The sequence below is a fragment of the Streptomyces sp. RKAG337 genome (genome assembly GCF_023701715.1).
Lineage (GTDB): Bacteria > Actinomycetota > Actinomycetes > Streptomycetales > Streptomycetaceae > Actinacidiphila.
Genome location: NZ_JAJOZA010000001.1, coordinates 6,040,272 through 6,064,889, shown reverse-complemented (window position 1 = coordinate 6,064,889; position 24,618 = coordinate 6,040,272). Strand labels below are relative to the sequence as shown.

The following is a 24,618-nucleotide window of genomic DNA, read 5'->3' as shown; positions in this document are numbered from 1 at the left end:
CCTTTCTGTCAGTGACGAGGGTTTTCTTCTCGATCCGGTCCTGCCGGACCGTCAGAGCAGCTCGGCACGCGGGCCGTCGGGCTGTTCCAGCCGGCGCTCGTGGATGGCACGGACGACGTCGGACGACTCGTCCTCGGTGAGCCTGCGGAAGCCCTCGTCGGTGATGACGGTGACGATGGGATAGATACGCCGCGCCAGGTCCGGTCCGCCGGTGGCCGAATCGTCATCGGCCGCGTCGTACAGGGCCTGTACGACCAGCGTGATCGCCTGGTCCTCCGTCAGATCCTTGCGGTACAGCTTCTTCATCGAACCGCGGGCGAAGACCGAACCCGAACCCGTCGACGCGAAGCCGTGCTCCTCGGAGCGTCCGCCCGTCACGTCGTAGGTGAAGATCCGGCCCTTTTCGCGGTCCACGTCGTATCCGGCGAACAGCGGAACGACGGCCAGTCCCTGGAGCGCCATCCCGAGGTTCCCGCGGATCATCGTGGAGAGCCGGTTCGCCTTGCCCTCCAGGGAGAGCACCGCGCCCTCGATCTTCTCGTAGTGCTCCAGCTCCAGCTGGAACAGCCGCACCATCTCCACGGCCAGTCCGGCGGTGCCGGCGATACCCACGGCCGAGTACTCGTCGGCCGGGAAGACCTTCTCGATGTCCCGCTGCGCGATGATGTTGCCCATCGTCGCGCGCCGGTCCCCGGCGAGGATCACCCCGCCGGGGAACGTCGCGGCCACGATGGTCGTGCCGTGCGGGATCTCGATGGCGCCCTGGAGCGGCGGCAGGCTCCGGTTGCGCGGCAGCAGGTCCGGTGAGTGCTCGCCGAGGAAGTCGATGAACGAGGACGAGCCAGGCGTCAGGAAGGCAGCCGGTAGACGCCCTGTGCCACGAGTGTTGGCTTCCACACGTTTCCTTCCAGATATGCGACGGCCCGACGCAGTGCATCGGGTTCATCTCTCAGCTTGCCGAGTGCCGAATTGCAGTTGAAGCACAGTACGCCTCGGACCCTACCCGTCTCGTGGCAGTGATCCACATGTTCCGCAGAAGCAGCCAAACAGATCGGGCACATGCCCGCCTGAGAGGCGATCAGCTCATCGCGCTCGGCCACGGTGATGCCGTACTGGCGCATGAGGTGCCTCGCGCGCCCCTCTACCGCTCGGCACGCCTTGCAGTAAGTGGCCAGACCGTCGAACGCGCCGCTGTTCCTGGACCACTGCGCGTGCGGTTTGATCTCGGTGCACCGCGGGCACCGCTTGTGACCGGGCGGAACCGCTACTTTCTGGCGGACGCTGAGACCCTTGGCTTCCTGACGCTGTCGGTAGTACTCCGCGGAGCACTCTCGACAGTAGGCCTGGAGCCCGTCGGGCATCGACGTGTTACTGGCGAAGGCATCCCGCGGCAACATCCTCTTGCACCGAGAGCATTTCCTTTCTTGGTGCACTTCGGACATTTTAGGACTACTCTCCACCCTTCTGAACGAAACTTCGAACGAAGTCCTCAGCATTGGCCTCGAGGACATCGTCGATTTCGTCGAGGATGTCGTCGACATCCTCGGAGAGCTTCTCGTGGCGCTCCTTGAGTTCGTCCGAGGCTTGCGCGTCCTGCGCTACCTCTTCGACTTCCTCGGTGGCGCGTGTCGCCTTCTGCTGTCCGCCGTCGGTGTCCTTCGTAGCCATGACGCTCACCCCGCTCGGTTGCGTTTCCCACTTGATCAGACCCTACAAGCCGGGTCCGACATCGGCCCTGTTTCCGCTCACTTGCTTGATTCCCGGTTCTGGGCCATTTCAGCCGCCGGAAAGGATGCGGACCAAGTCTTCCGCCGTACGACAGCGGTCCAGGAGCTCCTTGACGTGGTTGCGGGTGCCGCGTAGCGGCTCCAGGGTCGGAACCCGCTGCAGGGAGTCCCGGCCCGGCAGATCGAAGATGACCGAGTCCCAGGAGGCGGCGGCCACGTCGTCGGCGTACTGCTCCAGGCAGCGGCCGCGGAAGTAGGCGCGGGTGTCCTCGGGGGCTTGGTCTCGGCCCGTACGACCGCCGGCTCGTCCAGCAGTCGCTTCATGCGGCCGCGGGCCACCAGACGGTTGTAGAGGCCCTTGTCGGGCCGTACGTCGGCGTACTGGAGGTCCACGAGGTGCAGGCGCGCGGCGTCCCATTCCAGGCCGTCACGGCGCCGGTAGCCCTCCAGGACTTCCTTCTTGGCGACCCAGTCCAGCTCGCCCGACAGACTCATCGGGTTGTTCTCCAGCCGGTTCAGGACGTCCTCCCAGCGGCTGAGGACATCCTTCGTCTGGTCGTCCGCGTCGGCGCCGAAACGCTCCTCGACGTATTTGCGGGACAGGTCGAAGTACTCCATCTGGAGCTGTACGGCGGTCAGCGTGCGGCCGCTGCGGAGCGTGATGAGATGTTGCAGTGTGGAGTCGTGGCTGACCTGGTGCAGGGTGCGCACCGGCTGGTCCACGGCCAGGTCCACCTTGATGAAGCCGTCCTCGATCATCGACAGCACCAGGGCGGTGGTGCCGAGCTTGAGGTAGGTCGAGATCTCGGAGAGGTTGGCGTCCCCGATGATGACGTGCAGGCGGCGGTACTTCTCCGCGTCCGCGTGCGGCTCGTCCCGGGTGTTGATGATGGGGCGTTTGAGGGTGGTCTCCAGGCCGACCTCGACCTCGAAGTAGTCGGCGCGCTGGCTGAGCTGGAAGCCGTCGTCGTGGCCGTCCTGGCCGATGCCGACGCGGCCGGCCCCGGTGACGACCTGGCGCGAGACGAAGAACGGCGTCAGATGGCGCACGATGTCCGAGAAGGGGGTCTCCCGCTTCATCAGATAGTTCTCGTGGGTGCCGTAGGACGCGCCCTTGTTGTCGGTGTTGTTCTTGTACAGGTGGATCGGCTGGGCGCCGGGGAGCTGCGCGGCCCGTTCGGCGGCCTCGGCCATGATGCGCTCGCCCGCCTTGTCCCACAGGACGGCGTCGAGCGGGTTGGTGACCTCGGGTGAGGAGTACTCCGGGTGGGCGTGGTCGACGTAGAGCCGCGCGCCGTTGGTGAGGATGACATTGGCCAGGCCGATGTCCTCGTCGGTGAGCTGGCTCGAGTCCGCCGTGTCACGGGCGAGGTCGAAGCCCCGGGCGTCACGGAGCGGGTTCTCTTCCTCGAAGTCCCAGCGGGCGCGGCGCGCCCGGTGCATCGCCGCCGCGTAGGCGTTGACGATCTGGGACGAGGTGAGCATGGCATTGGCGTTCGGGTGCCCGGGAACGGAGATGCCGTACTCCGTCTCGATACCCATTACTCGCCGTACGGTCATGCGGCCCTCCTTGCCCGGCGCCGCCCCGTGCTGGGGCTGACGCTCAAGTACCGCTGCGCATATGGCCCGAGTGCGACTGCTGTTCCCTGAGCCGCACTGCATGGCGCGGTACGGAAGAGCCTAGAACGCGATGGCGGCGGTGGGGAGATCATTTCACTCATTGCTCCGGTCCTGGCCTACCTGTGGACAAACACTCCGGCTGCGGGAACCCGGTCGGGGCGCCCGCAGCCGGAGGTCTGCTTTACAGGTACTGCCCGGTGTTGGCCACGGTGTCGATGGAGCGGCCGGTGTCCGCGCCCTGTTTTCCGGTGACGAGCGTGCGGATGAACACGATCCGCTCGCCCTTCTTGCCGGAGATGCGGGCCCAGTCGTCGGGGTTGGTGGTGTTGGGCAGGTCCTCGTTCTCCTTGAACTCGTCGACACAGGCGGCGAGCAGGTGGGCGACGCGAAGACCGCGCTGGTTGTGGTCGAGGAAGGCCTTGATCGCCATCTTCTTGGCCCGGTCCACGATGTTCTGGATCATCGCTCCGGAGTTGAAGTCCTTGAAGTACAGGACCTCCTTGTCACCGTTGGCGTAGGTGACCTCCAGGAAGCGGTTCTCCTCCGTTTCGGTGTACATCCGCTCGACGACGGCCTGGATCATGGCCTCGACGGTGCCGGCCTTCGATCCGCCGTGCTCCGACAGGTCCTCGCTGTTGAGCGGGAGTGTCGGAACGAGGTACTTCGAGAAGATGTCCTTGGCCGCCTCGGCGTCCGGCCGCTCGATCTTGATCTTGACGTCCAGACGGCCGGGCCGCAGGATCGCCGGGTCGATCATGTCCTCACGGTTGGAGGCGCCGATGACGATGACGTTCTCCAGGCCCTCCACCCCGTCGATCTCGGCGAGCAGCTGGGGGACGATGGTGTTCTCCACGTCCGAGCTGACACCGGATCCGCGGGTGCGGAAGAGGGATTCCATCTCGTCGAAGAAGACGATGACGGGGGTGCCCTCGCTCGCCTTCTCCCTGGCTCGCTGGAAGACCAGGCGGATCTGACGCTCGGTCTCACCGACGTACTTGTTGAGCAGTTCGGGACCCTTGATGTTCAGGAAGTAGCTCTTGCCCTGCGGCTTCCCGGTGACTTCGGCGACCTTCTTGGCAAGGGAGTTGGCGACTGCCTTGGCGATGAGGGTCTTACCGCAGCCCGGAGGGCCGTAGAGCAGCACGCCCTTGGGCGGGCGCAGTGAGTACTCCTTGAACAGATCCGCGTGCAGATACGGGAGTTCGACCGCGTCCCGGATCTGCTCGATCTGACCGGCGAGGCCGCCGATCTGCTTGTAGTCGATGTCAGGGACCTCTTCGAGTACGAGGTCCTCGACCTCGCTCTTGGGGACCCTCTCGTACACGTAGCCGGAGCGGGGCTCCAGCAGAAGTGCGTCGCCTACGCGGAGAGCGCCGTCCAGGAGTGGCTCGGCGAGCCACACCACCCTCTCCTCGTCGGTGTGTCCGACGACCAGGGCTCGTTCGCCGTCCTCAAGGATCTCCTTGAGGGTGACGATGTCGCCGACGCGCTCGTACTTCATGGCCTCGACCACGTTGAGCGCTTCATTGAGCATGAGTTCCTGACCTCGCCGGAGGTCTTCAAGTTCGACGGAGGGGCTGACGTTCACCCGCAGCTTTCGGCCGCCGGTGAAGATGTCCGCCGTTCCGTCCTCGTTCGCCTGCAGAAAGACGCCGAAACCGGCAGGAGGCTGTGCGAGCCTGTCCACTTCTTCCTTGAGGGCCACGATCTGGTCGCGGGCCTCGCGGAGAGTGTTCGCGAACCGCTCATTCTGAGCGGACACGCCTGCCAGGTTGGTCTGCAGCTCGACGATCCGCTCTTCGAGAATCCTCGTGTGACGCGGAGAGTCGGCGAGCTTACGTCGCAGGACGGCGATTTCCTGCTCAAGAAAGGCGACCTGGCTCGCGGTGTCTTCTGAACCACGAGCGGGTCGGCCGCCACGGGTGATGTCGTCGTCGTGGGCCGCCACGGTCCTCACCTCCTCCAAGGGGAGCTGGACGTTTCCAGACCCTACCTGGGCCGGTGGGGGTTGAAACCCCTAGATCACAAAGACGGTCGGGGTGTGTCCGATCTTCACCCTTGCGTACGTCCTCACGCCAGGGGGATACCCACGGATCAACATCGGAAAGCGGCCGGTTGTATCGTCGGTTCGGTCAACACCCGTCAGGGACTGTTGCGGTCCGTCTACGGGCCGATCCATGAACGGCAGGCGAGGTACCCCGTGAGTGACGTGTCCGAGGCCGGCGCGGAAGAGCTGGAAGTCTGGATCGACCAGGACTTGTGCACCGGCGACGGGATCTGTGTGCAGTACGCGCCGGAGGTGTTCGAGCTCGACATCGACGGGCTGGCGTACGTCAAGGGCCACGACGACGAGCTGCGGCAGGCGCCGGGCGCCACGGCCCCGGTTCCGCTGACGATGCTCACCGATGTGGTGGATTCGGCCAAGGAGTGCCCCGGCGACTGCATCCACGTCCGCCGCGTCACCGACCGGGTCGAGGTGTTCGGTCCCGACGCCGGGTGACGGACGGCGGGCGGCCGGTGACGGCAGGCGGCGGGTGACGGCAGGCGGCCGGTGACGGCTCAGATGCTGTTCGCGAGCGCGCCCGGCGTGGCGTAGTACCGTCCGGCCCGCCACTGCCAGGTGTACGCGCGCTTCTGGTCCGGGCAGCAGCGCGGTGTGGTGTCGCTGGAGTACCCGAGGACCGTCGCCCTGATGGTGCGGCCCTGGAGCCCGAAGCCGGTGATGCTGCGCTGCTCCGCCGGATCGACGAGGGTGGCCACGATGCGCGGCGCGCTGCCGGGCGCCGCGCCGGCCGTCAGGACGAAGACACCGGTGGGCGGGGTGCCCGCCTCGGCCGGGCAGTGCACGACGACGACGGTCTCGGGCCTGCCGTCCTGGTCCAGATCCGCCGAGACGCGGCTGACGACGTCCACCGGGGCTCCCGCGCAGTCCAGCGGGTACGCGGCCGCCTTCGGGTCCGGTGCGGGCCGTGGGGTGGCCTGGGAGGCGTGCGAGGAGGCATCGGCGGGCTGGACGAGGGCCCCGGCGCCGATGACCGCGCCGAGCAGCGCGGCGGTGGAGATCCAGTGCACCGAGCGGGCTCGGGTATGCGGAAGGGCCGGTCCTGCGGAGGGCTGCACTCGCCTGGCTCCTGGGGAGTTCGTTCGAGGGGGGTGGCCAGCATGGTGCCACACGTCACACTCCGGTGGAACAGCAGGTGCGGCCGGGAGTGCCGGGACCGCCGGAATGCGGGAGGCGCCGGTGCCGGAACCCTTGCGGGGGTTCCGGCACCGGCGCCTCTCCTTGCTCTCGGCGGGGCGGTGGCCCGGTGCTACTCGGCGGGCGCCTCGGGGGCGGCCGGCGCCTCGACGGCGGGCGTCTCGGCGGCGGTCACCTCAGCGGCCGCTACCGCGTCGGCGGGCGCGTGCTTGCCCCCGCTTTCGCTGCCGGGGCCGGTGTAGTCCTCGCCGTACGAACCCTTGGAGGGCCGGCGGCGGCGCATGGGCGGCTCCACGCCGTCGGCGAGCCGGCGGGCGGTGAGCAGGAAGCCGGTGTGCCCGATCATGCGGTGGTCGGGACGTACCGCGAGACCCTCGACGTGCCAGTTGCGGACCATGGTCTCCCAGGCCGCGGGCTCGTTGAAGGTGCCGTGCTCACGGATGGACTCGACGGTGCGGGCCATCTGCGTGGTGGTGGCGACGTAGCAGCACAGGATGCCGCCGGGGACGAGCGCCTTCGAGACGGCGTCGAGGCATTCCCAGGGGGCGAGCATGTCCAGAATGACGCGGTCGACATCGGTGTCGGACAGATTGTCCTGGAGGTCGCCGACGGTCAGCTGCCAGGCGGGGTGTTCCCCGCCGAAGTAGCGCTGGACGTTCTGGGTGGCGATCTCGGCGAAGTCGGCGCGGCGCTCGTAGGAGTGCAGCATGCCCTGGTCGCCGACGGCGCGCAGCAGGAAGCTGCTGAGCGAGCCTGATCCGACTCCCGCTTCGACGACCCGGGCGCCGGGGAAGATGTCGGCCATCGCCAGGATCTGCCCCGCGTCCTTGGGGTAGACCACTGCGGCACCGCGTGGCATGGACAGGACATAGTCAGGGAGCAGGGGACGCAGCGCCAGGTAGGCGACGTTCCCCGTGGTACGGACAACACTTCCTTCGGGAGCACCGATCAACTCGTCGTGCTGGAAAGCGCCCTTGTGGGTGTGGAACTGCTTTCCGGCTTCGAGCGTGAAGGTGTAGTGGCGTCCCTTGGGGTCGGTGAGCTGGACCTGGTCCCCGACTTGGAATGGGCCGCGACGGCGGGCGGCACCGGTCGGTTCGGACATGTGAACAGCCTAGCTGCTGTTTCATGGGGCTCGGTTCGCCGCGGGGGTTTGGGGGCCGGCGGTTCAGACCTCTGGGGTTGCTGCTCAGACCTGGGGGCGCGCCATGGCGGCCAGGAAGGCCTTCTCCACGTCCGCCGTGGACAGCACCCCGTAGATCTCGCCCGTCGGCTCGACGACCAGGTACTCCGTCGACGGGGTCGCCCGCAGGGTGTCCAGCAGGTCCTCGCCCGCCAGTTCCGTCGAGACCCTCATGCCCGGCTTGAGGTCCTGGGCCAGGCCGCTGACCGCGACCCAGGGGCGGCGGTGCTCGGGGATGCCGACGATCGCGGCCTCGCGGACGACCGCGGTCGGGTCCCCCTGGCCGTCCACGACGACCAGGGCGCGGGCGCCGGCCTCGTTGGCGCGGCGCAGTGCCTCGGACAGCGGGGTGTCGGAGCTGACGGGCACGGCGCGCCGGGTGAGGGTGCGGGCCCGGAGGTCGGGGAGGCGTTCGCGCAGCCGGGCCATGCGCAGGCTGTTCCCGGCGCCGGTCCAGATGATGGCGGCCAGGATCGCGGCGAGCAGGGCGTCGGTGAGCGAGTCGAATCCGCTGCTGTCGGCGGTGTCGTTGTACGTGAGCAGCGGCAGGCCGAGGACGGCGATGGCCAGCGCGCGGCCGGTCCAGGCGGCGGCGACCGTGCCGCTCATCGGCTTGCCGGTGATCTTCCAGACGACGGCCCGGAGCATCCGGCCGCCGTCCAGCGGGAGGCCGGGCAGCAGGTTGAACACCGCGACGATCAGGTTGCTGATCATGAGGCCGGCGAGCAGCACCCCGGGGACCGTGCCGGGCTCGACGACCTTCATGCCGCCGTAGAAGACACCGGCCAGCACCAGGGAGAGCAGCGGACCGACGAAGGCGAGGACGAACTCCCTGCCGGGGGTCTCGGACTCCTTCTCGATCTCCGAGACACCGCCGAAGAACTGCAGCTGGATGCGGCGCACGGGCAGGTCGAAGCGCAGTGCGGCGACGGTGTGCGCGAGCTCGTGGATGAGCACCGAGGCGTAGAAGGCGACGGCGAAGAAGAGCGAGACGAGGTAGCGGATGTTGCCGAGTTCGGGCAGCACCTTGTCGAGCTGGCCGCCGAAGACCCAGGTGATGAGGGCCGCGACCAGGAACCAGCTGGGAGCGACGTAGACGGGCACACCGAAGATGCGGCCCATGAGGATGCCGCCGCCGGCTTCGCGCGGGCCCTTCTTCGGCCCGTTCCCCGGTTGGGCCTGCGTGCCCTGGGACGGCGGCTGCCCGCTCTCGCTCACTGGTTCCCCTCGTTCATGTGTGAACCCTCGCAATGGCCGAATCGATCATGCAATGCGAGGGGCTCTGCCGTCGATGGTATGGCCCGGTGGTCCGCGGCCGACACCGGCTGTCGGTGGGAGGCCGTAGGGTCGTCTGCCATGGGCACCAGCACCTCAGACATCCCTCCCCGGCCACCGTCGTCACTCTCCCCGTCACGGGCGTCGGACTTCATGCGGTGTCCGCTGCTGTACCGGCTGCGGGTGATCGACAAGTTGCCGGAGAAGCCGAGCGAGGCGGCCACCCGGGGCACCGTGGTGCACGCGGTGCTCGAACGGCTCTTCGACTCCCCCGCTGTCGAGCGTACGGCGGACCGCGCCCGTTCGATGGTTCCGGGCGAGTGGGAGAAGCTGCTGGCCGCCCGGCCCGAGCTGGCCCAGCTCTTCGAGGTGGCGGACGGGCCCGGCCTCACCCGGTGGCTGGAGAGCGCCGAGCAGCTCGTCGACCGCTGGTTCACGCTGGAGGACCCGACGCGGCTGGAACCCGCCGAGCGGGAGCTGTACGTGGAGACCGTGCTGGACTCGGGGCTGACGCTGCGCGGGTACGTCGACCGGCTGGATGTGGCGCCGTCCGGCGATCTGCGGGTGGTCGACTACAAGACGGGCAAGGCGCCCCGCCCCGAGTACGCCGGCGAGGCGCTGTTCCAGATGAAGTTCTACGCGCTGGTGCTGTGGCGGCTGCGCGGAGTGGTGCCGCGCCGGCTGCAGCTGGTCTACCTGGGCAGCGGCGACGTGATCATGTACGACCCGTCGGAAGCGGACCTGCTGAGCGTGGAGCGCAAGCTGCTGGCGCTGTGGGACGCCATCCGTGCGGCCACGGCGACCGGCGAGTGGCTGCCGCGGCGGACCAAGCTGTGCGGCTGGTGCGACCACCAGACGGTCTGTCCGGAGTTCGGGGGCACTCCCCCGCCCTATCCGCTGCCGCTCCCGGGCCCCGCGCCGTCCGGTGACGACGTGATCTAGGCAAGAATGGGGCGGGTCCGGCAACGACGAGGGAGATCTTGTGGCGATTCGCGTCCTACTGGTGGACGACCAGCCGCTGCTGCGTACCGGCTTCCGCATGATCCTGGAGGCCGAGCCGGACCTCGCCGTGATCGGTGAGGCCGGGGACGGCCAGCAGGCTCTGGACCAGGTGCGGGCGCTGCAGCCCGACGTGGTGCTGATGGACATCCGGATGCCGCGGATGGACGGGGTCGAGGCGACCCGCCAGATCACCGGCCCCGGGCGGGACGGACCGGCGAAGGTCCTGGTGCTGACCACCTTCGACCTGGACGAGTACGTGGTCGAGGCGCTGCGCGCCGGTGCCAGCGGCTTCCTGCTCAAGGACGCGCCGGCCGCCGAGCTCGTGCAGGCGATCCGGGTGGTCGCGGCGGGCGAGGCCATGCTCGCGCCCAGCATCACCCGCCGGCTCCTCGACAAGTACGCGGGGCGGCTCCCGTCCGGCGAGGAGTCCGTGCCGCAGCCGCTGCACACCCTCACCGAGCGCGAGGTCGAGGTGCTGAAGCTGGTCGCCCGGGGTCTGTCGAACGCGGAGATCGCGGCGGAGCTGTTCGTCAGCGAGACGACCGTGAAGACCCATGTCGGGCACGTGCTGACCAAGCTGGGCCTGCGCGACCGCGTCCAGGCGGCGGTGTACGCGTACGAGAGCGGGCTGGTGCGCCCCGGAGCCGGCTGAGCGGCCGCGGGCGGCGTCGTGATCGCACCGCCGGGTCGGTAACGTCCCCGCCATGCAGACCACTCTCCACGGCGCCTCGGTCACGCTGCGTCCGGCCACCGCCGCCGACATTCCCGCACTCACCGCGATCCGCTCGACCCCGGAGGTCTACGAACGGTGGCACGGTGACCGCGACGACATGGCCGCGTCCATCGCCGAGGACTTCGCCGAGCCGGACACCGAGGTCTTCGTCATCGAGCACGAGGGCCGCGTGGTGGGCGCGATCCAGTGGGGCGCCGAGGAGGAGCCCGACTACCGGCACGCGAACATCGACATCTACCTCGACCCCGCCCGGCACGGCCGCGGACTGGGCACCGACGCCGTGCGGACCCTCACCCTGCATCTGATCACCGCACACGGGCACCACCGGCTGATCATCGATCCGGCGGCCGACAACACCGCCGCCATCCGCTGCTACACCAAGGTGGGATTCCGGCCGGTCGGCATCATGCGCGACTACGAGCGCGGCCTCGACGGAACATGGCACGACGGCCTCATGATGGACCTGCTGGCCCGGGATCTTCCTGTTGAGGACAGAACCTGGCGTGGTCCGAGCGATCCCGGGCGCTCTGTCACACCCCCCGCCTAGGATGACCGGGACGGCTGGAGCTGACGGCCGACGGTCGACAAGGGGCCCTCGATGAGTGATCTCGCGGCAATGGACGGCGTGGCTTCGGAGCTGCAGTTGGAGCGGCACCGGGTGGAGCTGACGGGTTACTGCTACCGGATGCTGGGATCGGCGTTCGAGTCGGAGGACGCCGTCCAGGAGACCCTGGTGCGGGCGTGGCGCAGCTTCGACCGGTTCGAGGGCCGGGCGTCGCTGCGGTCGTGGCTGTACCGCATCGCCACCAACGTCTGTCTGGACATGCTCAAGGCGCGCGAGCGCCGGGCCCGCCCGATGGATCTCGCGTCCCCCGTCTCGTCCTCGTCGCCGCTGACTCCGGCACTGCCGGAGGCGACGTGGATCGAGCCGATGCCCGACGGCCGGATGCTGCCCTCGGGCGGCGATCCGGCCGAGGTGGCCGCCCAGCGCGATTCGGTCCGGCTGGCGTTCGTCGCCGCGCTGCAGCACCTGGCGCCCCGGCAGCGCGCGGTGCTGATCCTGCGGGAGGTGCTGGCGTGGAAGGCGAGCGAGGTCGCCGAGCTGCTGGACACGACGGTGGCGTCGGTCAACAGCGCGCTGCAGCGGGCCCGTTCGGCGCTCGCCGCCAGTGATGTCACCACCAGCGACCCGGCCCGGCCGATGGACGCGACGCAGCGGGCCCTGCTGGCCCGCTACGTCGACGCCTTCGAGCGCTACGACCTGGATTCGCTCACCTCGCTGCTGCGGGAGGACGCGACCCTGTCGATGCCGCCGTACGAGCTGTGGTTCCGCGGCCCCGCGGACATCCGCGGCTGGATGCTCGGGACCGGCATAGGCTGCGCGGGCTCGCGGCTGCTGCCGGTCACGGCGAACGGCTCACCGGCGTTCGGCCAGTACCGGCCCGCTTCCGACGGCGGGCACGAGCCGTGGGCGCTGCAGGTCATCGAGATCTCAGGGGACCGGATCACCGGGATCAACTCGTTCCTCGACACGGCGCACCTGTTTCCGCTGTTCGGCCTGCCCCCACGGCTGGAGCCGTAGGCCCCGACCGCTGCTGTCGGCTGCCCCCGCCGGCTCCAGGGGCAGCACGTCCCGCAGCCCCGCCAGGGCCAGCAGGCCGCACAGCCGCCCGTCGGCGTTCCGCAGCCGTATCCGGCTGCCGAGCCGCCGGGCGGTGAGCTGCAGCCGGGCCAAGGTTTCGACGGTGACCGCGTCCGGGTCGGTGAGGGCGGCCACGTCACAGGTCACCCAGCCCGGTTCCGCGCCGTGCAGCCGGTCCCGCAGGCACCCGCACAGCTCCGGTATGCCGGCGCGGGTGAGCGGGCCGGCCAGGGCCCAGACGACCGCGTCCGGGCCCTGCTCCGGCTGCCGTTCGGTCCCCTCCCGCACCTCATCGGCTGCACTCAACGTCGGCCTCCTGTCGTGGGTTCTCCTACGACAGACCTGCCGGCCGGGCAGAACTCATCGCCGGCGGGGCGTCCCGGCCCCGCGGTACCCGGCCCCGTACCGCCTAACGGGCCGGTCCGGCGCCTGGTCCCGCGGCCGCTTCCACGACGTCCGCGACGGCGCAGCTGACGTTGTCGGGCCCGCCGCCCGCGTTGGCCAGCGCGATCAGCTCGCGGACGGCCCGCTCGGGGTCGGTGACCGAGGCGAGCACCTGGTGGATGTCCTGGCCGGGCACCACGGCGGTCAGGCCGTCGGAGCACAGCAGATAGCGGTCGCCGGGGAGCGCGTCGTGCAGACGCAGATCGGCGGCGGGCGCGTCGCCGCCGTCGAGAGCCCGCAGCAGCAGCGTCCGCTGCGGGTGCGAGGCCGCCTCTCCCGGGCTGATGCGGCCGTCGTCGACCATCGACTGGACGAGGGTGTGGTCGTGGGTGATCTGGAAGAGCTCGCCGCCGCGCAGCAGATAGGCGCGCGAGTCGCCGATGTGGACGAGGGCGAGCTGGGAGCCGGTCCACAGCATGGCCGTCAGGGTCGTTCCCGGCCCCTGCGGCGCGCCGTCGGCGCCCGCGAGGCCCCGCACCGCCTCGTTGGCCTCCTGTACGGCGTTCTCGAGGGCGTTGAGGAGACCGCCGGCGGGGAGGCCGGGGCTCGTGGTGCCGGTGCGGGTGCCGTCGGCGAGGTCGAGGCGCTTGAGCGCGTCGATGGCGGCGGCGCTCGCGGGCGCCCCGCCGGCGCCGAATCCGTCGGCGACGGCGAGCAGCCGGGCGTCGGCGTAGGCCGCGTCCTGGTTGCTCTCGCGGATCAGGCCGGTGTCGGTGAGCGCGGCGTAGCGGATCGCCAGCGCTGCTCCGGTGCGTTCCATGACGGTGTCCTTCCGTGACAGGTGGTCGACGAGGAAGGTCGCGAGGTCCCGCCGGGCGTCGGTGTCGGACTCGACCTGTGCCCAGAACGCGGCGACGGCCCCGGCCGCCGCGGCGGGTGCCAGATCGCACACCACCCGGATCCGTGCCAGCGGCATGCCGAGCCGGCGGAGCCAGGCCACCAGCCCGGCCCGTTCCAGCTGCGCCGGATCGTAGAACCGGTAGCCGGTCAGCGGGTCGACGCGGGCGGGCGGCAGCAGTCCGAGTTCGTCGTACAGCCGCAGCGCCTTCGGCGACAGGCCGGACGCGTGCCCGAACTCCCCGATCGTCAGCAGCACCGTGCTCGCCTCCTCCTGCCGGGCGGCGTGCCCGGCTGCCCCGATGCTGTGGTCTGCCCCAGGGACAAGGTCAACCCCGGCCGCCCCGGCGCAGCGGAACGGGCCCGGACGACAGTGTCGTCCGGGCCCGTTCCAGTGTCCTGATCAGCCCGTCACACCTCGTCCCAGCTCCCAGAACTGGGTCGTGGAGGACGCGTTGAGGGTCCATTCGGTGCCCGTGATGTCACTGCGGGCGGCGAGGTACTGCTTGCCCTGCCACAGCGGCAGCATCGGCACATCGCTGGCGATGATGTTCTGCATCTGGGTGAAGTCCGGGAAGGTGGCGCTGCGCTGCGTCTTCTGCCGGGTGGAGTTGATCAGCTGGCCCTGGATCAGCGGGTTCGCGTACGCCAGCTCCAGGAAGTTGTCCTTGCCGAGGAACGGCGCGACGTAGTTGTCCGGGTCCGGGAAGTCGGGGAACCAGCCCATCCCGTACACCTGGTACTGGTGCTTGCGCCCGGCGTCGGTGTACGTGTGCCAGTCGGCCACCGGCTGCAGCTTGATCTTGAACAGCCCGCTGGCGTCCAGCTGCTTCTTGAGCAGCTCGAACTCCGCCTTGGTCGCCTCGCCGTAGTGCTCGGTCGTGTACGAGAGCGTCAGCTCGACCGGCGTGGTGATGTTGGCTTCCTTCAGCGTCTTGCGGGCCTTCGGCACGCTCGGCTCGCCGTAGGAGTTGTAGAACGAGGTGGCGTGGGCGGTGATGCCGGCCGGGACCATCGAGTAGAGCGGCTCGGTGGTGCGCTTGTAGACGTCGCGCGTGATGGCCTGCCGGTCCACTATCTGGGCGAAGGCCTCGCGGACCGCCTTCTGCTTCACGACCGGGTCGGCCGTGTTGAAGACCAGGTAGCGGATCTCGGTGCCGGCCGTCTCGGTCAGCTTGACGTTGCTGTCGGTGCTGATGTTGAGGCTGTTGAGCTGGTCGGGCGTCATCGTCCGGTTCATGACGTCGATGTCACCGGCCTTGAGCGCCTTCTCCATGTCCGTGGAGTTCTTGAAGAACTTGAGCTCGATCTTGCTGTTGTTCAGCTTGATCGTGCCCTTGTAATGCGGGTTCTTCGTGAAGACGGCCGAGTCGCCCTCCTTGAAGGAGTCCAGCTGGTACGGGCCCGAGCCCACGATGTCGAAGCCGGCGTGCTGCTTCTTCGGGTCGTACACCTCGCTGTCCACGATGGCCGCGGCGGGCGTGGCCAGCTTGTACGGGAAGGTGGCGTCGGGGTCCTTGAGATGGAAGACGACCGTGGCGTCGTCCGGCGTCTCGACCTTGTCCACGTTGGTCAGAAGGCTGTACGGGCCGTTCTCGTCCTTGATCGCGAGCATGCGGTCGATGGAGAACTTCACGTCCTTGGACGTGAGCGCGTGCCCGTTGGAGAACTCCAGGCCGTCCCGCAGCGTGCAGCGGTACTGCTCGCCGAGCCCGTCGGCGAAGTGGCACTCCTTGGCGGCCTCGGGCTCCGGGTCGGTACCGCTGCGGGGGTAGCGCAGCAGGGTCTGGAACGTGTTGTAGAAGACGTTCCAGGACTGGATGTCGTAGCCCGTGACGGGGTCGAGCGGGGCCGGCGCCTGCGGCGTGATGTGGAACTCGTCGGTGGTGCCGAAGACGATCGCCTTGCCGTCGTCCCCGCTGCCACTGCCGGATCCACAAGCGGCGAGTACGGGCGTCATCAGACCCACGACCATCGGCAGCGCGAGCAGCTTGCGATTCATCCTCGACGTTCTCCCTTGTATGTGCTGATCAACTCGTCACGCCCCGCCCGAGCTCCCAGAACTGGGTGGTGGTGGAGGAGTTGAGCGCCCATTCCACACCGGTGATGTCACTGCGGGCAGCGATGTACTGCTTGCCCTGCCACAGCGGCAGCATCGGCACGTCCTGGGCGATGATCTTCTGAGCGGTCTCGAAATCACTGATGGTGGCGCTGCGCTGGGACTGCTGGCGGGTCTGCGGGATCACCTGGCGCTGGATGACATCGCTCTGGTAGGGCAGCTTCAGGAAGTTGCCCTTGTCGAAGAACGGCGCGATGTAGTTGTCCGGGTCCGGGAAGTCGGGCAGCCAGCTCAGAGCGTAAGCGGCGTACCTGTGCTTCTTCACCTCGGTGAGGAAGACGTTCCATTCCTCGCTCTTGAGCGTGACGTCGAACAGGCCGCTCGCGTCGAGCTGAGCCTTGATCGCCTCGGCCTCCTCCTTGTTGCTGGAGCCGGCGAGGTCCTTGCGGTACCAGTAGTCGAACGCGACCTTGTGGTCGATCCCGGCCGCGTGCAGCAGGGCCTTGGCCTTGCCGGCGTCCGGGTCGCCGTAGGTCTTGAAGAACGAGTTGGCGTGGCCGGTGATGCCCACCGGGACGGGCGAGTACAGCGGATCGGCGGTCCGCTGGAAGACATCACGGGTCAGTGCCTGGCGGTCCAGGATCTGGGCGACGGCCTGGCGGACGGCCTTGGGCCGCACCGCAGGGTCGGTGGTGTCGAAGAACAGGTAGCGGGCCTCGGTGCCGGCCGCTTCGGTGAGCTTGACGTCCTCACCGTCGCCGGCCTTGAGCAGCCGGTTGATCTGGTCGGGCCGCATGGTGCGGGTGGCGACGTCGACCGTGCCCTTCTTGAGCTCGGCCTCCATCGTGTCCGCGGACGTGAACATCCGCAGCTCCACCTTGCTGTTGTTCAGCTTCAGCGTGCCCTGGTAGTTCGCGTTTTTGGAGAAGACGGCCTTGTCGTCCTGCTTGAAGTCGTCCAGCGTGTAAGGACCGGAGCCGACGATCTTGAAGCCGTCGTACGGCTTGTCCGCGGGATAGACCTGGCTGTCCAGGATCGCGGCGGCGGGCGTGGCCAGTTTGAGCGGGAAGGTGGAGTCCGGTGCCTTGAGGCGGAAGACCACCGTGTCCTCGCCGCGCACCTGCACGGTCGCGACGCCGGAGATCAGCGACGCGGGACCGTTGTCGCTGTTGATCTTCAGCATGCGGTCGACCGAGAACTTGACGTCCTCGGCCGTCAGCGCGTGACCGTTGGAGAAAGTGAGCCCCTTGCGGAGCGTGCACTCGTACACCTGCCCCACCAGGTCGGTGAAACGGCACTTCTCCGCGGCGTCGGGCTCCGGGTTGGTACCGCTGCGCGGGTAGCGCAGCAGCATCTGGAAGGTGTTGTAGAAGACGTTCCAGGTGGCGCTGTCGTACGACGTCGCCGGATCCAAGGGTGACGGGTTCTCCTTGGTCAGCTTGATGCTGTCCGTGGTCCCGACGACGATGGGTCTACCGCTTTTGTCACCGCCACTGCCCGATCCGCCGCAACCGGCGAGGGCGGGTGCGACGACGCCGAGAAGCATCGCCGGCACCAGTAGCTTACGGTTCATCCTCGTCGTTCTCCCTTTGGTCTTTCCGTGCTCAGTCGATCCTTAGCCGTTCCCGGGCGGGCGACGCGACACCTGCGCCGCCCGCCACCGTGTAGGTGATGATGCGGTTATCCGCCGGAGCCGGGGTACAGGTGGCAGGCCACTTGGACGTCCGTTTCCGGCAGCAGGTTGAGCCGCGGGTCCTGTGATGGCGAGAACTCCACCACGGCCCGGCCGCCTTCGGCGTGCATGGTGATCACGCCCCGCCAGAAGGGCTCGCGCGGCTCGGCCGCCGAAGCCTCCTCACGGAGTCGGCGGAGGTATTCCAGCACATCTTCCGCGCTGTGCCCCCTGCCGGGGGTGACTGCGGCGGAAGTGACCCCGGATTCGGAGAGCGCGTCAAGATCGCCGAAGAGCGCCCTTTCCTTGCCCGCCTCGGCCGGCGGCAGTTCCAGCCAACGGCGTTCCAGCAGGCCACGCAGGTCGCGGGCCTCCCAGCCGCAGCCGGCCAGCGCGACCGGGCAGCGGGGGTGGAAGGAACAACCGAGCGGCGGCTTGGCCGCATCCGGAATCTCACCGCGCAGCAGCTCGCGCTCGACGGCGAGCGTCGGGTCGGGCTCGGGGATCGCCGCCAGCAGCGCCTTGGTGTACGGGTGTTTGGGGTCGGCGAAGACCTCCGCGGTGGGCCCGTACTCGACGATCCGGCCGAGGTACATGATCGCGATGGTGTCGCAGAAGAACTTCGCACTGGCCAGATCGTGCGTCACATAGACGTACGTCAGGTCCAGGTCCCGCTTGAGGTCCAGCATCAGCTGCAGGATCTTGGCGCGGACGCTCATGTCGAGCATGGAGATCGGCTCGTCGGCGACGAGGAGCTCCGGCTCGGCGATGATCGCGCGGGCCAGCACGGCCCGCTGCTTCTGGCCGCCGGACAGGTCGCCGGGGAACTTCGTCAGGTACCGCTCGGGAGGGGTCAGGCCGACCCGCTCCAGGGCGTCGGTGACCTTGGCGTCGTACTCGGCGTCGCTGCTCACCAGGTTGTGGATGCGCAGCGGGTGGCCGACGGCGGTGCGGATGTCCATCGCCGGGTTGAGCGAGGCGTGCGGGTCCTGGAAGACCATCTGCAGCTTGCGGCGCAGCGGCCGCATCTTGCGCTCGCCGAACTCGGTGATGTCCTCGCCCCGGTAGCGGATGGTGCCGCCGGTGGCCCGGTTCATGCCCAGCAGGGTCCGGCCGAGGGTGGTCTTGCCCGAGCCGGACTCGCCGACCAGGCCGAGCACCTCGCCCTTGCGCAGCTTCAGGTTCACCCCGTCGACGGCCTTGACCGCGCCCGCCGCCTTGCCGGCGAGCCGGCCGAAGACGTTGCCCCGCATGCCGAAGTGGACCTCGAGGTCCTCCATCTCGACGAGCGTCTCGCGGTCGTCGAGAGCTACGACACCGCTCGCTTCTGTATCAGGCTTCGTCAGCAACGCTGATCTCCTTCACGGCGGCGAGCGGCTCGCGCCCACCCGTTCCCAACTCGTCGGCCATCGAGGGGTCGACCTCGATCGCCTGCTGCCAGCAGACGCTGTGCACGCCGGACGGCAGTACCACCTCGGGCGGCTCCACCTTCGCGCATCCCTGCATCGCCACCGGGCAGCGCGGGCTGAACCGGCAGCCCTCCGGGGGGTGCACCAGGTCCGGGGGGCTACCCGGGATGAAGTGCAGTCCGGTGGTGGAGAGCGAGATCGTGGAGCGGAGCAGCTCCTTGGTGTACGGGTGCTGCGGGTTCGCGAACACTTCGCGGGCATCGCCCTGTTCGACGATGTGGCCCGCGTACATCACCGCGACCCGGTCACACGCTTCGGCGACGATACCGAGATTGTGGGTGATCAGCACAAGGGATGTGTCGAAGTTCTTGCGCAGATCGGCCAGGATTTTAATGATCTGTGCCTCGACGAGGACATCGAGCGCCGTCGTGGGCTCGTCCGCGACGATGAACGCCGGGCGCAGCACGAGGGCGAGCGCGATCATGATGCGCTGGCGCATACCGCCCGAGAACTCGTGGGGGTAGCTCTCGTACCGGCTGGCCGGGATGCCCATACCGCGCAGCGCCTCAATGGCGCGCTCGCGCAGCTCCTTCTTCGAGAGGTCCTTGTGGTGCGTGTGCAGGGCCTCCTCGAAGTGCTGGGAGATCCGCATCAGCGGGTTCAGCCGGGTCATCGGCTCCTGGAAGATCAGCCCGAGGTCCGGGCCGCGGAGCTTCTGCAGCTCCTTGGCGGGCAGGCCGACCAGATTGCGGCCCTTGCCCCCCTTGCTGTTCAGGATCACTTCACCGTCGACGGAGGCGACGGTGGGCGCCAGGCCCAGCACACCGCGGCCGAGGGTGGACTTGCCACAGCCGGACTCGCCGACCAGGCCGAGCGTCTCGCCGGGGCGTACGTCGAAGCTGACGCCGTCGACGGCGCGGACCGGTCCGCGTTCGGTGCCGTACCAGACGCGCAGGTCGCGTACGGAAAGGACAGGTTCGGTCATTTCGCGGCCTCCCCTTCTTCTGCGGTTGCTGCGGGCACCGCGACTGCTGCGGGCTCGGCGCTTGCTGCGGACTCCGCGATGGCTGCGGACTCCGCGGTGACGACGCGGCGGCGGCTGAGCGCCGGCAGTGCCACCTTGGTGATGCGGCGGCGGCGCATGGTCGGGTTGAGGACGTCGTTGAGGCCCTCACCGAGCAGCGTGAAGCCGAGGATGGCGATCACCATGGCGATGCTCGGGTAGAGGCAGGTCCACCACATGCCGGCGTTGACGTCGCTGATCGCGCGGTCGAGGTCGTAGCCCCACTCGGCGGCGTCGGTGGGCTGGATGCCGAGGCCCAGGAAGCCCAGGCCGGCCAGCGTGCCGATGGCGTCGGCGGCGTTCATCGTGCCGATGACGGGCACCGACTGGATGACGTTGCCGAACAGGTACTTGCGGATCACCACGGACGGCTTGGCGCCCATCGCGCGGGCCGCCTCCACGAAGGTGGCCTCACGGGCGGAGAGCGCCGAGGCGCGGACCACCCGGAAGTACTGCGGGATGTAGACCACGGTGATCGACAGGGCGGCGGTCACCACGCCTCCGCCGGTGATGCTGGCGAAGACGAAGCCGGCCACGATGGCGAGCAGCAGGTACGGGAACGCGAAGAGCGCGTCCATCACCAGCACCAGGATGCGGTCCAGCCAGCCGCCGAAGTAACCCGCCAGGAGGCCCAGGAGGACCCCCAGGATGAGCGAGAAGACGACGGCGAGGACCATCACCTCCAGCGCGGTGCGGGCGCCGTAGACGGTCCTGGAGACCACGTCCAGGCTCTGCACGGTGGTGCCGAACCAGTGGTCGCCGTCCGGCGCGCCCTGCTTCGGGAAGGTCTTGCCACCGGACTGGTACGTGTCGAAGTCGTACGGGGCGATCAGCGGGGCGAAGATCGCGGTCAGCACGAAGAGCAGCGAGAGGATCGCGCCGGTCCACAGCATGAACTTGGGCACGCCGTGGGCCTGCCGGACGGCGATCACGATGCGCCGCAGACCGCCGAAGCGGACGGACTTTCCGGGGCCCGGGGCCTTGGGGGTTATCTCCGGGTCGAGCGGAACGGGGAGTGTCGTCTGGGCCATCAGTACCGCACCCTCGGGTCGATCAGCGCGTTGATGAAGTCGATCAGCATGCTGATCACGACGACGACGAGGGCGAAGACGGTGACGATGCCCTGGACGGCGACGTAGTCGCGCTGGTTGATGTAGTCGATGAGCTGGCGACCGATACCGGGCCAGGTGAAGATTCGCTCGGTGAGCACCGCACCGCTGAGCAGCATCGCGACCTGGAGGCCGAGGACCGTGATCACCGGGACCATCGCGTTGCGGAAGGCGTGCCGTCCGACGACGGCGGTCTCCTTCACACCGCGGGCGCGGGCCGCCTCGATGTAGTCGCCCTGCAGCGACTGGATGAGGTTGATGCGGATCATGCGGATGAAGACACCGACGATCAGCAGACCCAGCGCGATCGAAGGCAGGATCAGGTGGTTGGCGATGTCGCCGACCGCGTCCCAGTCGCCCACGATCATGGCGTCCACGATGAGGATGTGGGTCTGCGTCGGCACGTTCAGCTGCACCAGGGGTGAGGCCTGGCCGGACGTGGCGCCGAAGGCGAGCATCAGCATGGGCGCTGCGACGATGACCGGCACGGCGTAGCTGAGGATGCCGAAGAGCCGGCCCGCCACGTCGATCGTGCTGTCCCGCAGCCGGCCCGCGAGCAGGCCAACCGGGATGCCGATGACGCTCGCGAAGACCAGAGCGCCGAAGGTCAGGGTGAGGGTGGCGCCGCCGTTCTCGATGATGATGTCCCGCACCTGGCGGTGGTCGGAGAACGTAGTGCCGAAGTTCAGGGTGACGACGGACTTCAGGTAGTCCCAGAACTGCTGGTACATCGGGGCGTCGAAGCCCGCGGCATGCCGTCTCGCCGCGAGTTCCGCCGCGTTGAGCTTGCCGCCCTGGGAGGCCGAGATGGGGTCACCGGGGGCCACCCGCATCAGGACGAAGACCAGGACCAGCAGGATGAGAACCATGGGGATTGCGAGCGCGATCCTGGTGAGGATGTAGCGGCGCAGCGACCCGGACTGCTTACTCATGGAGGGGTGTCTTTCTTAGCCGGAGTGGCGGCCGGCCCGCGGGGGAGGGACTCCCCCGCGGGCCGGCCGGCCGTCACTTGCCCGTCGAGAGTTCGTAGAAGCGGAACATCGTCGGGTCCAGCGCCTTGTCCACGCCGGTCACACCGTCACGCACGACAGCGGTCTGCTTGCCCTGCCAGACCGGGATGATCGGGGCGTCCTCGGCGACGATCTTCTGGATCTCGGCGAAGGCCTCGTTGCGCACCTTGGGGTCGTTGGAGCCCTGCTCCTTGACCAGCAGCGCCTGGATCGCCGGGTTGTCGTAACCCGTGCCCAGGAACGGCGACTTGCTGAGGAACGGCGACACGTCGTTGTCGGCGTCCGGCAGGTCAGGGAACCAGCCGATCATGTACGAGGCGTAGCTGCCCGCCTTCTCGTCCTTCTGGTACTGCTGCCACTCGGTCGAGCTCAACTTGACGTTGAACAGGCCGGAGGCGTCCAGCTGACGCTTGATCGCGGTGGCCTCGTCGGCAGCCGCGGCACCGTAGTGGCTCGGCGTCCAGGTGTAGGACAGCGCGACCGGGGCGGTGATGCCGGCGGCCTGCAGGATCGCGGCGGCCTTGGCCTTGTCCGGAGCGCCGTACTTGTCCTTGAACGCGTCCGTGTGACCGTCGATGCCGTTGCCGACCATCGAGTAGAGCGGGGCGACGGTGCCGTTGTAGGCGTCCTTCGCGATGCCCTCGCGGTCGATGATCTGCGCGACGGCCTGACGGACCGCCTTCTGGTCCGACGGCTTCACCTTCGCGTGGAAGACGAAGTAGCGCTTCTCGGTGCCCGTGCCCTCGACGACCTTGACGCCCTGGGTCTTCTTCAGGTCGGCCGTGTCGGTGGGCGACAGGGTACGGAAGGCCGCGTTGACCGTTCCGTCCTTGACGGCCGCCTTCAGCGCGGACGCCTCGGCGAAGTACTGCAGAACGAACTGGCTGTTCTGCGCCTTGACCGGGCCGCTGTACTTGGCGTTGACCTTGAAGGACGCCTGCTGCTTCGCGGTGTACTTGTCCAGGGTGTACGGGCCGGAGCCGATCACCTTGGTGCCCGCGAGGAGCTTGTCGGCCGGGAAGGTCTTCTCGTCGACGATCGCACCGGCGTCGGTGGCGAGCACCGACGGGAAGGTGGAGTCGGCGCTCTTCAGGTGGAAGATCACCTGGTCCGCACCCTTGGCCTCGGTCGACTCCAGCGTGCCGAAGAGGCTGGACGGCCCGTTGGGGTCCGCGATCTTCAGCATGCGGTCGAACGAGAACTTGACGCTGGCCGAGGTCAGCTTGTCACCGTTGGAGAACTGAAGACCGGACTGCAGGGTGCAGGTGTAGGTCTTCGGGTCGGTGAAAGCACACGACTTGGCGGCGTCCGGCTCAGGCTTGGTGCCGCCCGTCGGGAAGCGCATCACCTTCTGGTAAACGCTGTCGATGACCTCCCAGGAGCCGTAGTCGTACGCTCCTGCGGGGTCGAGTGACGACACGGAGTCGATGGTCCCGACGATCACGGCGCCCTTGCTGCCGGACGCCGAATTGTCCTTGTTGCCACCGCACGCGGTCACACCGACGGCCAGGAAGGCCACGGCAGCTGCGGCGACGACACGCTTAGTACGTGACATCTAGTGATTCCCCTTGCTCAAATGCCGATCACTCGATTCGGCATTGACCAGTCAGGACACTAGTGGGAACGCTCTACCGCGCCAGAACACGGAGAAGTTGAGGCAAAATCACATCCCGATAACGGCACTGCAAGTACCGATATGCGGACGATGGAACGATCCGCCCCTCTGTGTCGCAACCCGGACACAACGTCGCGTTTGTTGCCCCGATTCGCGCAAACGGATCATGCGCGTCCGTACCTGTCGACCAACTGGGGGGTGACAAAAATCACGTGACCAAAAATGGGAGCCGGACGGAATTCAGCCAGCGCATTCGTAACGCGGAATGAGCAGCCGGGCGCCCAGAGTTTCCAAGCTATTCAGCGGCATACGCTCAGTGAACAGTCGCATTCAGAGAGCGCAGAAAAGGCACGCTCAGCTGCTCCAGCGAGGCCACCACCGTGCGGCCTGGAGCTGACTCGATCGGGACGATCGAGGGCACCGCGACCACCCGGCAGCCCGCCGCCTCGGCGGAGGCGACCCCGGTCGGGGTGTCCTCCACGACCACGCACCGGGCGGGCTCCGCACCGAGCCGGGCCGCGGCGAGCAGATACGGGTCGGGGAACGGCTTGGTGCGGGCGACCTCGTCGCCGGCGAGGGTGAACGCGAAGTTCTCCGCACCGAGCGTGCGCAGCACCGAGTCGATGATGTGCCGGTGCGAGGCGGACACCAGCGCGGTCGGCACCTGGTGCGCCGCCAGCTCCGTCAGCAGTCGCCGGGCGCCGGGCATCAGCGGCACGCCCCGGGCGATCAGCTCGACGAAGCGCGCGTTGATCGCGGCGGACAGCTCGGGCAGCGTGACCTCGGTGCCCGTGACGGCCATCAGATGGCCCAAACTGCGGGCCATCGGGCCGCCGACCACGATCGCGCGGTGCTCGCCGTCCAGGACGTGCCCCAGGGCCGCGAAGACCTCGACCTCGGCGGCCCACCAGATGTCCTCGGTGTCGACCAGGGTGCCGTCCATGTCGAGAAGCACGGCCTGCAGCCCGCGGCCTTGGGCCGGACGGGTGTCGACGGCGGGAATGCTACTGGTCATGCGC

22 protein-coding genes and 1 pseudogene are annotated in these 24,618 nt (G+C 68.4%); 5 read left to right on the top strand and 18 right to left on the bottom strand.

All coding sequences use genetic code 11. The annotated features are described in order from the left end of the window. Positions 1-51: 51 nt before the first annotated feature. The 5 genes and pseudogenes from prcB to arc all read right to left on the bottom strand — a co-directional run bounded on the left by prcB (position 52) and on the right by arc (position 5,295). Positions 52-897: a proteasome subunit beta gene (prcB, locus tag LNW73_RS26900; protein ID WP_250991663.1), complete on the bottom strand. Its 846-nt coding sequence runs from the start codon at positions 895-897 to the stop codon at positions 52-54. Then, the gene (locus tag LNW73_RS36485) at positions 849-1,121 is read right to left on the bottom strand and encodes an endonuclease VII domain-containing protein (protein WP_308407734.1); all 273 of its coding nucleotides are present in this window, start codon (positions 1,119-1,121) and stop codon (positions 849-851) included. The genes prcB and LNW73_RS36485 overlap by 49 nt, the downstream gene beginning before the upstream one ends. Positions 1,122-1,449: 328 nt before the next feature. Next, positions 1,450-1,668 carry a ubiquitin-like protein Pup gene (locus LNW73_RS26890; protein ID WP_250991661.1) on the bottom strand — a complete coding sequence of 73 codons (219 nt, stop codon included), beginning with the start codon at positions 1,666-1,668 and terminating at the stop codon, positions 1,450-1,452. 108 nt (positions 1,669-1,776) lie between these two features. Continuing rightward, a pseudogene (gene dop / locus LNW73_RS26885) lies at positions 1,777-3,287 on the bottom strand (depupylase/deamidase Dop). Between the two features lie 241 nt (positions 3,288-3,528). Continuing rightward, the gene (gene arc, locus LNW73_RS26880) at positions 3,529-5,295 is read right to left on the bottom strand and encodes a proteasome ATPase (protein WP_250991660.1); all 1,767 of its coding nucleotides are present in this window, start codon (positions 5,293-5,295) and stop codon (positions 3,529-3,531) included. 252 nt (positions 5,296-5,547) lie between these two features. Here arc and LNW73_RS26875 point away from each other — a divergent pair, with 252 nt between their 5' ends. Next, a complete protein-coding gene (locus LNW73_RS26875) occupies positions 5,548-5,847 on the top strand; it encodes a ferredoxin (protein ID WP_138354809.1) in 300 nt (99 codons plus the stop codon). A 59-nt stretch (positions 5,848-5,906) separates the two neighbouring features. Here the strand turns inward: LNW73_RS26875 and LNW73_RS26870 are convergent, their stop codons facing one another. From LNW73_RS26870 to LNW73_RS26860, 3 genes are all read right to left on the bottom strand, one after another. After that, positions 5,907-6,467: a hypothetical protein gene (locus LNW73_RS26870; RefSeq protein ID WP_250975098.1), complete on the bottom strand. Its 561-nt coding sequence runs from the start codon at positions 6,465-6,467 to the stop codon at positions 5,907-5,909. A gap of 191 nt (positions 6,468-6,658) precedes the next feature. Further along, on the bottom strand, positions 6,659-7,651 hold the full coding sequence (locus LNW73_RS26865; protein ID WP_250991659.1) for a tRNA (adenine-N1)-methyltransferase: 993 nt from the start codon (positions 7,649-7,651) through the stop codon (positions 6,659-6,661). A gap of 84 nt (positions 7,652-7,735) precedes the next feature. Continuing rightward, the gene (locus tag LNW73_RS26860; protein ID WP_250975100.1) at positions 7,736-8,947 is read right to left on the bottom strand and encodes a site-2 protease family protein; all 1,212 of its coding nucleotides are present in this window, start codon (positions 8,945-8,947) and stop codon (positions 7,736-7,738) included. Between the two features lie 138 nt (positions 8,948-9,085). On the opposite strand from LNW73_RS26860, the gene LNW73_RS26855 reads away from it, so the two are divergent. From LNW73_RS26855 to LNW73_RS26840, 4 genes are read left to right on the top strand one after another with little or no spacing between them, the layout of a single operon-like run. Then, positions 9,086-9,946 carry a RecB family exonuclease gene (locus tag LNW73_RS26855; protein WP_250975101.1) on the top strand — a complete coding sequence of 287 codons (861 nt, stop codon included), beginning with the start codon at positions 9,086-9,088 and terminating at the stop codon, positions 9,944-9,946. Positions 9,947-9,986: 40 nt separating this feature from the next. Beyond that, positions 9,987-10,658 (top strand): response regulator, encoded by a 672-nt coding sequence (locus LNW73_RS26850; RefSeq protein ID WP_138354806.1) that lies wholly within the window; start codon positions 9,987-9,989, stop codon positions 10,656-10,658. 52 nt (positions 10,659-10,710) lie between these two features. Continuing rightward, on the top strand, positions 10,711-11,286 hold the full coding sequence (locus tag LNW73_RS26845) for a GNAT family N-acetyltransferase (protein ID WP_250991658.1): 576 nt from the start codon (positions 10,711-10,713) through the stop codon (positions 11,284-11,286). A gap of 51 nt (positions 11,287-11,337) precedes the next feature. Further along, on the top strand, positions 11,338-12,321 hold the full coding sequence (locus LNW73_RS26840) for a sigma-70 family RNA polymerase sigma factor (RefSeq protein ID WP_250991657.1): 984 nt from the start codon (positions 11,338-11,340) through the stop codon (positions 12,319-12,321). Here the strand turns inward: LNW73_RS26840 and LNW73_RS26835 are convergent. The 10 genes from LNW73_RS26835 to LNW73_RS26790 all read right to left on the bottom strand — a co-directional run bounded on the left by LNW73_RS26835 (position 12,232) and on the right by LNW73_RS26790 (position 24,614). Continuing rightward, the gene (locus LNW73_RS26835; RefSeq protein WP_250991656.1) at positions 12,232-12,687 is read right to left on the bottom strand and encodes an STAS domain-containing protein; all 456 of its coding nucleotides are present in this window, start codon (positions 12,685-12,687) and stop codon (positions 12,232-12,234) included. The genes LNW73_RS26840 and LNW73_RS26835 overlap by 90 nt on opposite strands. Before the next feature lie 103 nt (positions 12,688-12,790). Continuing rightward, positions 12,791-13,921 carry a MerR family transcriptional regulator gene (locus LNW73_RS26830; RefSeq protein ID WP_250991655.1) on the bottom strand — a complete coding sequence of 377 codons (1,131 nt, stop codon included), beginning with the start codon at positions 13,919-13,921 and terminating at the stop codon, positions 12,791-12,793. 144 nt (positions 13,922-14,065) lie between these two features. Further along, positions 14,066-15,664, bottom strand: a complete 1,599-nt coding sequence (locus LNW73_RS26825) for an ABC transporter substrate-binding protein (RefSeq protein ID WP_250991654.1) — start codon at positions 15,662-15,664, stop codon at positions 14,066-14,068. Between the two features lie 28 nt (positions 15,665-15,692). Then, complete coding sequence (locus LNW73_RS26820) at positions 15,693-17,294, bottom strand: ABC transporter substrate-binding protein (protein ID WP_250991653.1); 1,602 nt, start codon at positions 17,292-17,294, stop codon at positions 15,693-15,695. Positions 17,295-17,401: 107 nt separating this feature from the next. Next, the gene (locus LNW73_RS26815; protein WP_250991652.1) at positions 17,402-18,742 is read right to left on the bottom strand and encodes an oligopeptide/dipeptide ABC transporter ATP-binding protein; all 1,341 of its coding nucleotides are present in this window, start codon (positions 18,740-18,742) and stop codon (positions 17,402-17,404) included. Continuing rightward, entirely contained in the window at positions 18,726-19,787 is a 1,062-nt protein-coding gene (locus LNW73_RS26810; protein ID WP_250975109.1) for an ABC transporter ATP-binding protein, read from the bottom strand. Before LNW73_RS26810 ends, LNW73_RS26815 begins: the two co-directional genes overlap by 17 nt. Then, on the bottom strand, positions 19,784-20,896 hold the full coding sequence (locus LNW73_RS26805) for an ABC transporter permease (RefSeq protein ID WP_250991651.1): 1,113 nt from the start codon (positions 20,894-20,896) through the stop codon (positions 19,784-19,786). Before LNW73_RS26805 ends, LNW73_RS26810 begins: the two co-directional genes overlap by 4 nt. Further along, positions 20,896-21,906, bottom strand: coding sequence for an ABC transporter permease (locus LNW73_RS26800; RefSeq protein WP_250991650.1), 1,011 nt, complete (start codon positions 21,904-21,906; stop codon positions 20,896-20,898). The genes LNW73_RS26805 and LNW73_RS26800 overlap by 1 nt, the downstream gene beginning before the upstream one ends. A gap of 73 nt (positions 21,907-21,979) precedes the next feature. Then, the gene (locus LNW73_RS26795) at positions 21,980-23,539 is read right to left on the bottom strand and encodes an ABC transporter substrate-binding protein (RefSeq protein ID WP_250991649.1); all 1,560 of its coding nucleotides are present in this window, start codon (positions 23,537-23,539) and stop codon (positions 21,980-21,982) included. Positions 23,540-23,912: 373 nt separating this feature from the next. Then, a complete protein-coding gene (locus LNW73_RS26790; protein ID WP_250991648.1) occupies positions 23,913-24,614 on the bottom strand; it encodes an HAD family hydrolase in 702 nt (233 codons plus the stop codon). Between the last annotated feature and the right edge of the window lie 4 nt (positions 24,615-24,618).

What these genes read in the sequence shown, in the direction of transcription:
- LNW73_RS26820 (WP_250991653.1), bottom strand. Translation starts at nt 17,294, where the DNA reads ATGAACCGTAAGCTACTGGTGCCGGCGATGCTTCTCGGCGTCGTCGCA.
- LNW73_RS26890 (WP_250991661.1), bottom strand. Translation starts at nt 1,668, where the DNA reads ATGGCTACGAAGGACACCGACGGCGGACAGCAGAAGGCGACACGCGCC.
- LNW73_RS26800 (WP_250991650.1), bottom strand. Translation starts at nt 21,906, where the DNA reads ATGAGTAAGCAGTCCGGGTCGCTGCGCCGCTACATCCTCACCAGGATC.
- LNW73_RS26840 (WP_250991657.1), top strand. Translation starts at nt 11,338, where the DNA reads ATGAGTGATCTCGCGGCAATGGACGGCGTGGCTTCGGAGCTGCAGTTG.
- LNW73_RS26855 (WP_250975101.1), top strand. Translation starts at nt 9,086, where the DNA reads ATGGGCACCAGCACCTCAGACATCCCTCCCCGGCCACCGTCGTCACTC.
- LNW73_RS26795 (WP_250991649.1), bottom strand. Translation starts at nt 23,539, where the DNA reads ATGTCACGTACTAAGCGTGTCGTCGCCGCAGCTGCCGTGGCCTTCCTG.
- LNW73_RS26865 (WP_250991659.1), bottom strand. Translation starts at nt 7,651, where the DNA reads ATGTCCGAACCGACCGGTGCCGCCCGCCGTCGCGGCCCATTCCAAGTC.
- LNW73_RS26845 (WP_250991658.1), top strand. Translation starts at nt 10,711, where the DNA reads ATGCAGACCACTCTCCACGGCGCCTCGGTCACGCTGCGTCCGGCCACC.
- LNW73_RS26805 (WP_250991651.1), bottom strand. Translation starts at nt 20,896, where the DNA reads ATGGCCCAGACGACACTCCCCGTTCCGCTCGACCCGGAGATAACCCCC.
- LNW73_RS26790 (WP_250991648.1), bottom strand. Translation starts at nt 24,614, where the DNA reads ATGACCAGTAGCATTCCCGCCGTCGACACCCGTCCGGCCCAAGGCCGC.
- LNW73_RS36485 (WP_308407734.1), bottom strand. Translation starts at nt 1,121, where the DNA reads ATGCGCCAGTACGGCATCACCGTGGCCGAGCGCGATGAGCTGATCGCC.
- LNW73_RS26825 (WP_250991654.1), bottom strand. Translation starts at nt 15,664, where the DNA reads ATGAATCGCAAGCTGCTCGCGCTGCCGATGGTCGTGGGTCTGATGACG.
- LNW73_RS26810 (WP_250975109.1), bottom strand. Translation starts at nt 19,787, where the DNA reads ATGACCGAACCTGTCCTTTCCGTACGCGACCTGCGCGTCTGGTACGGC.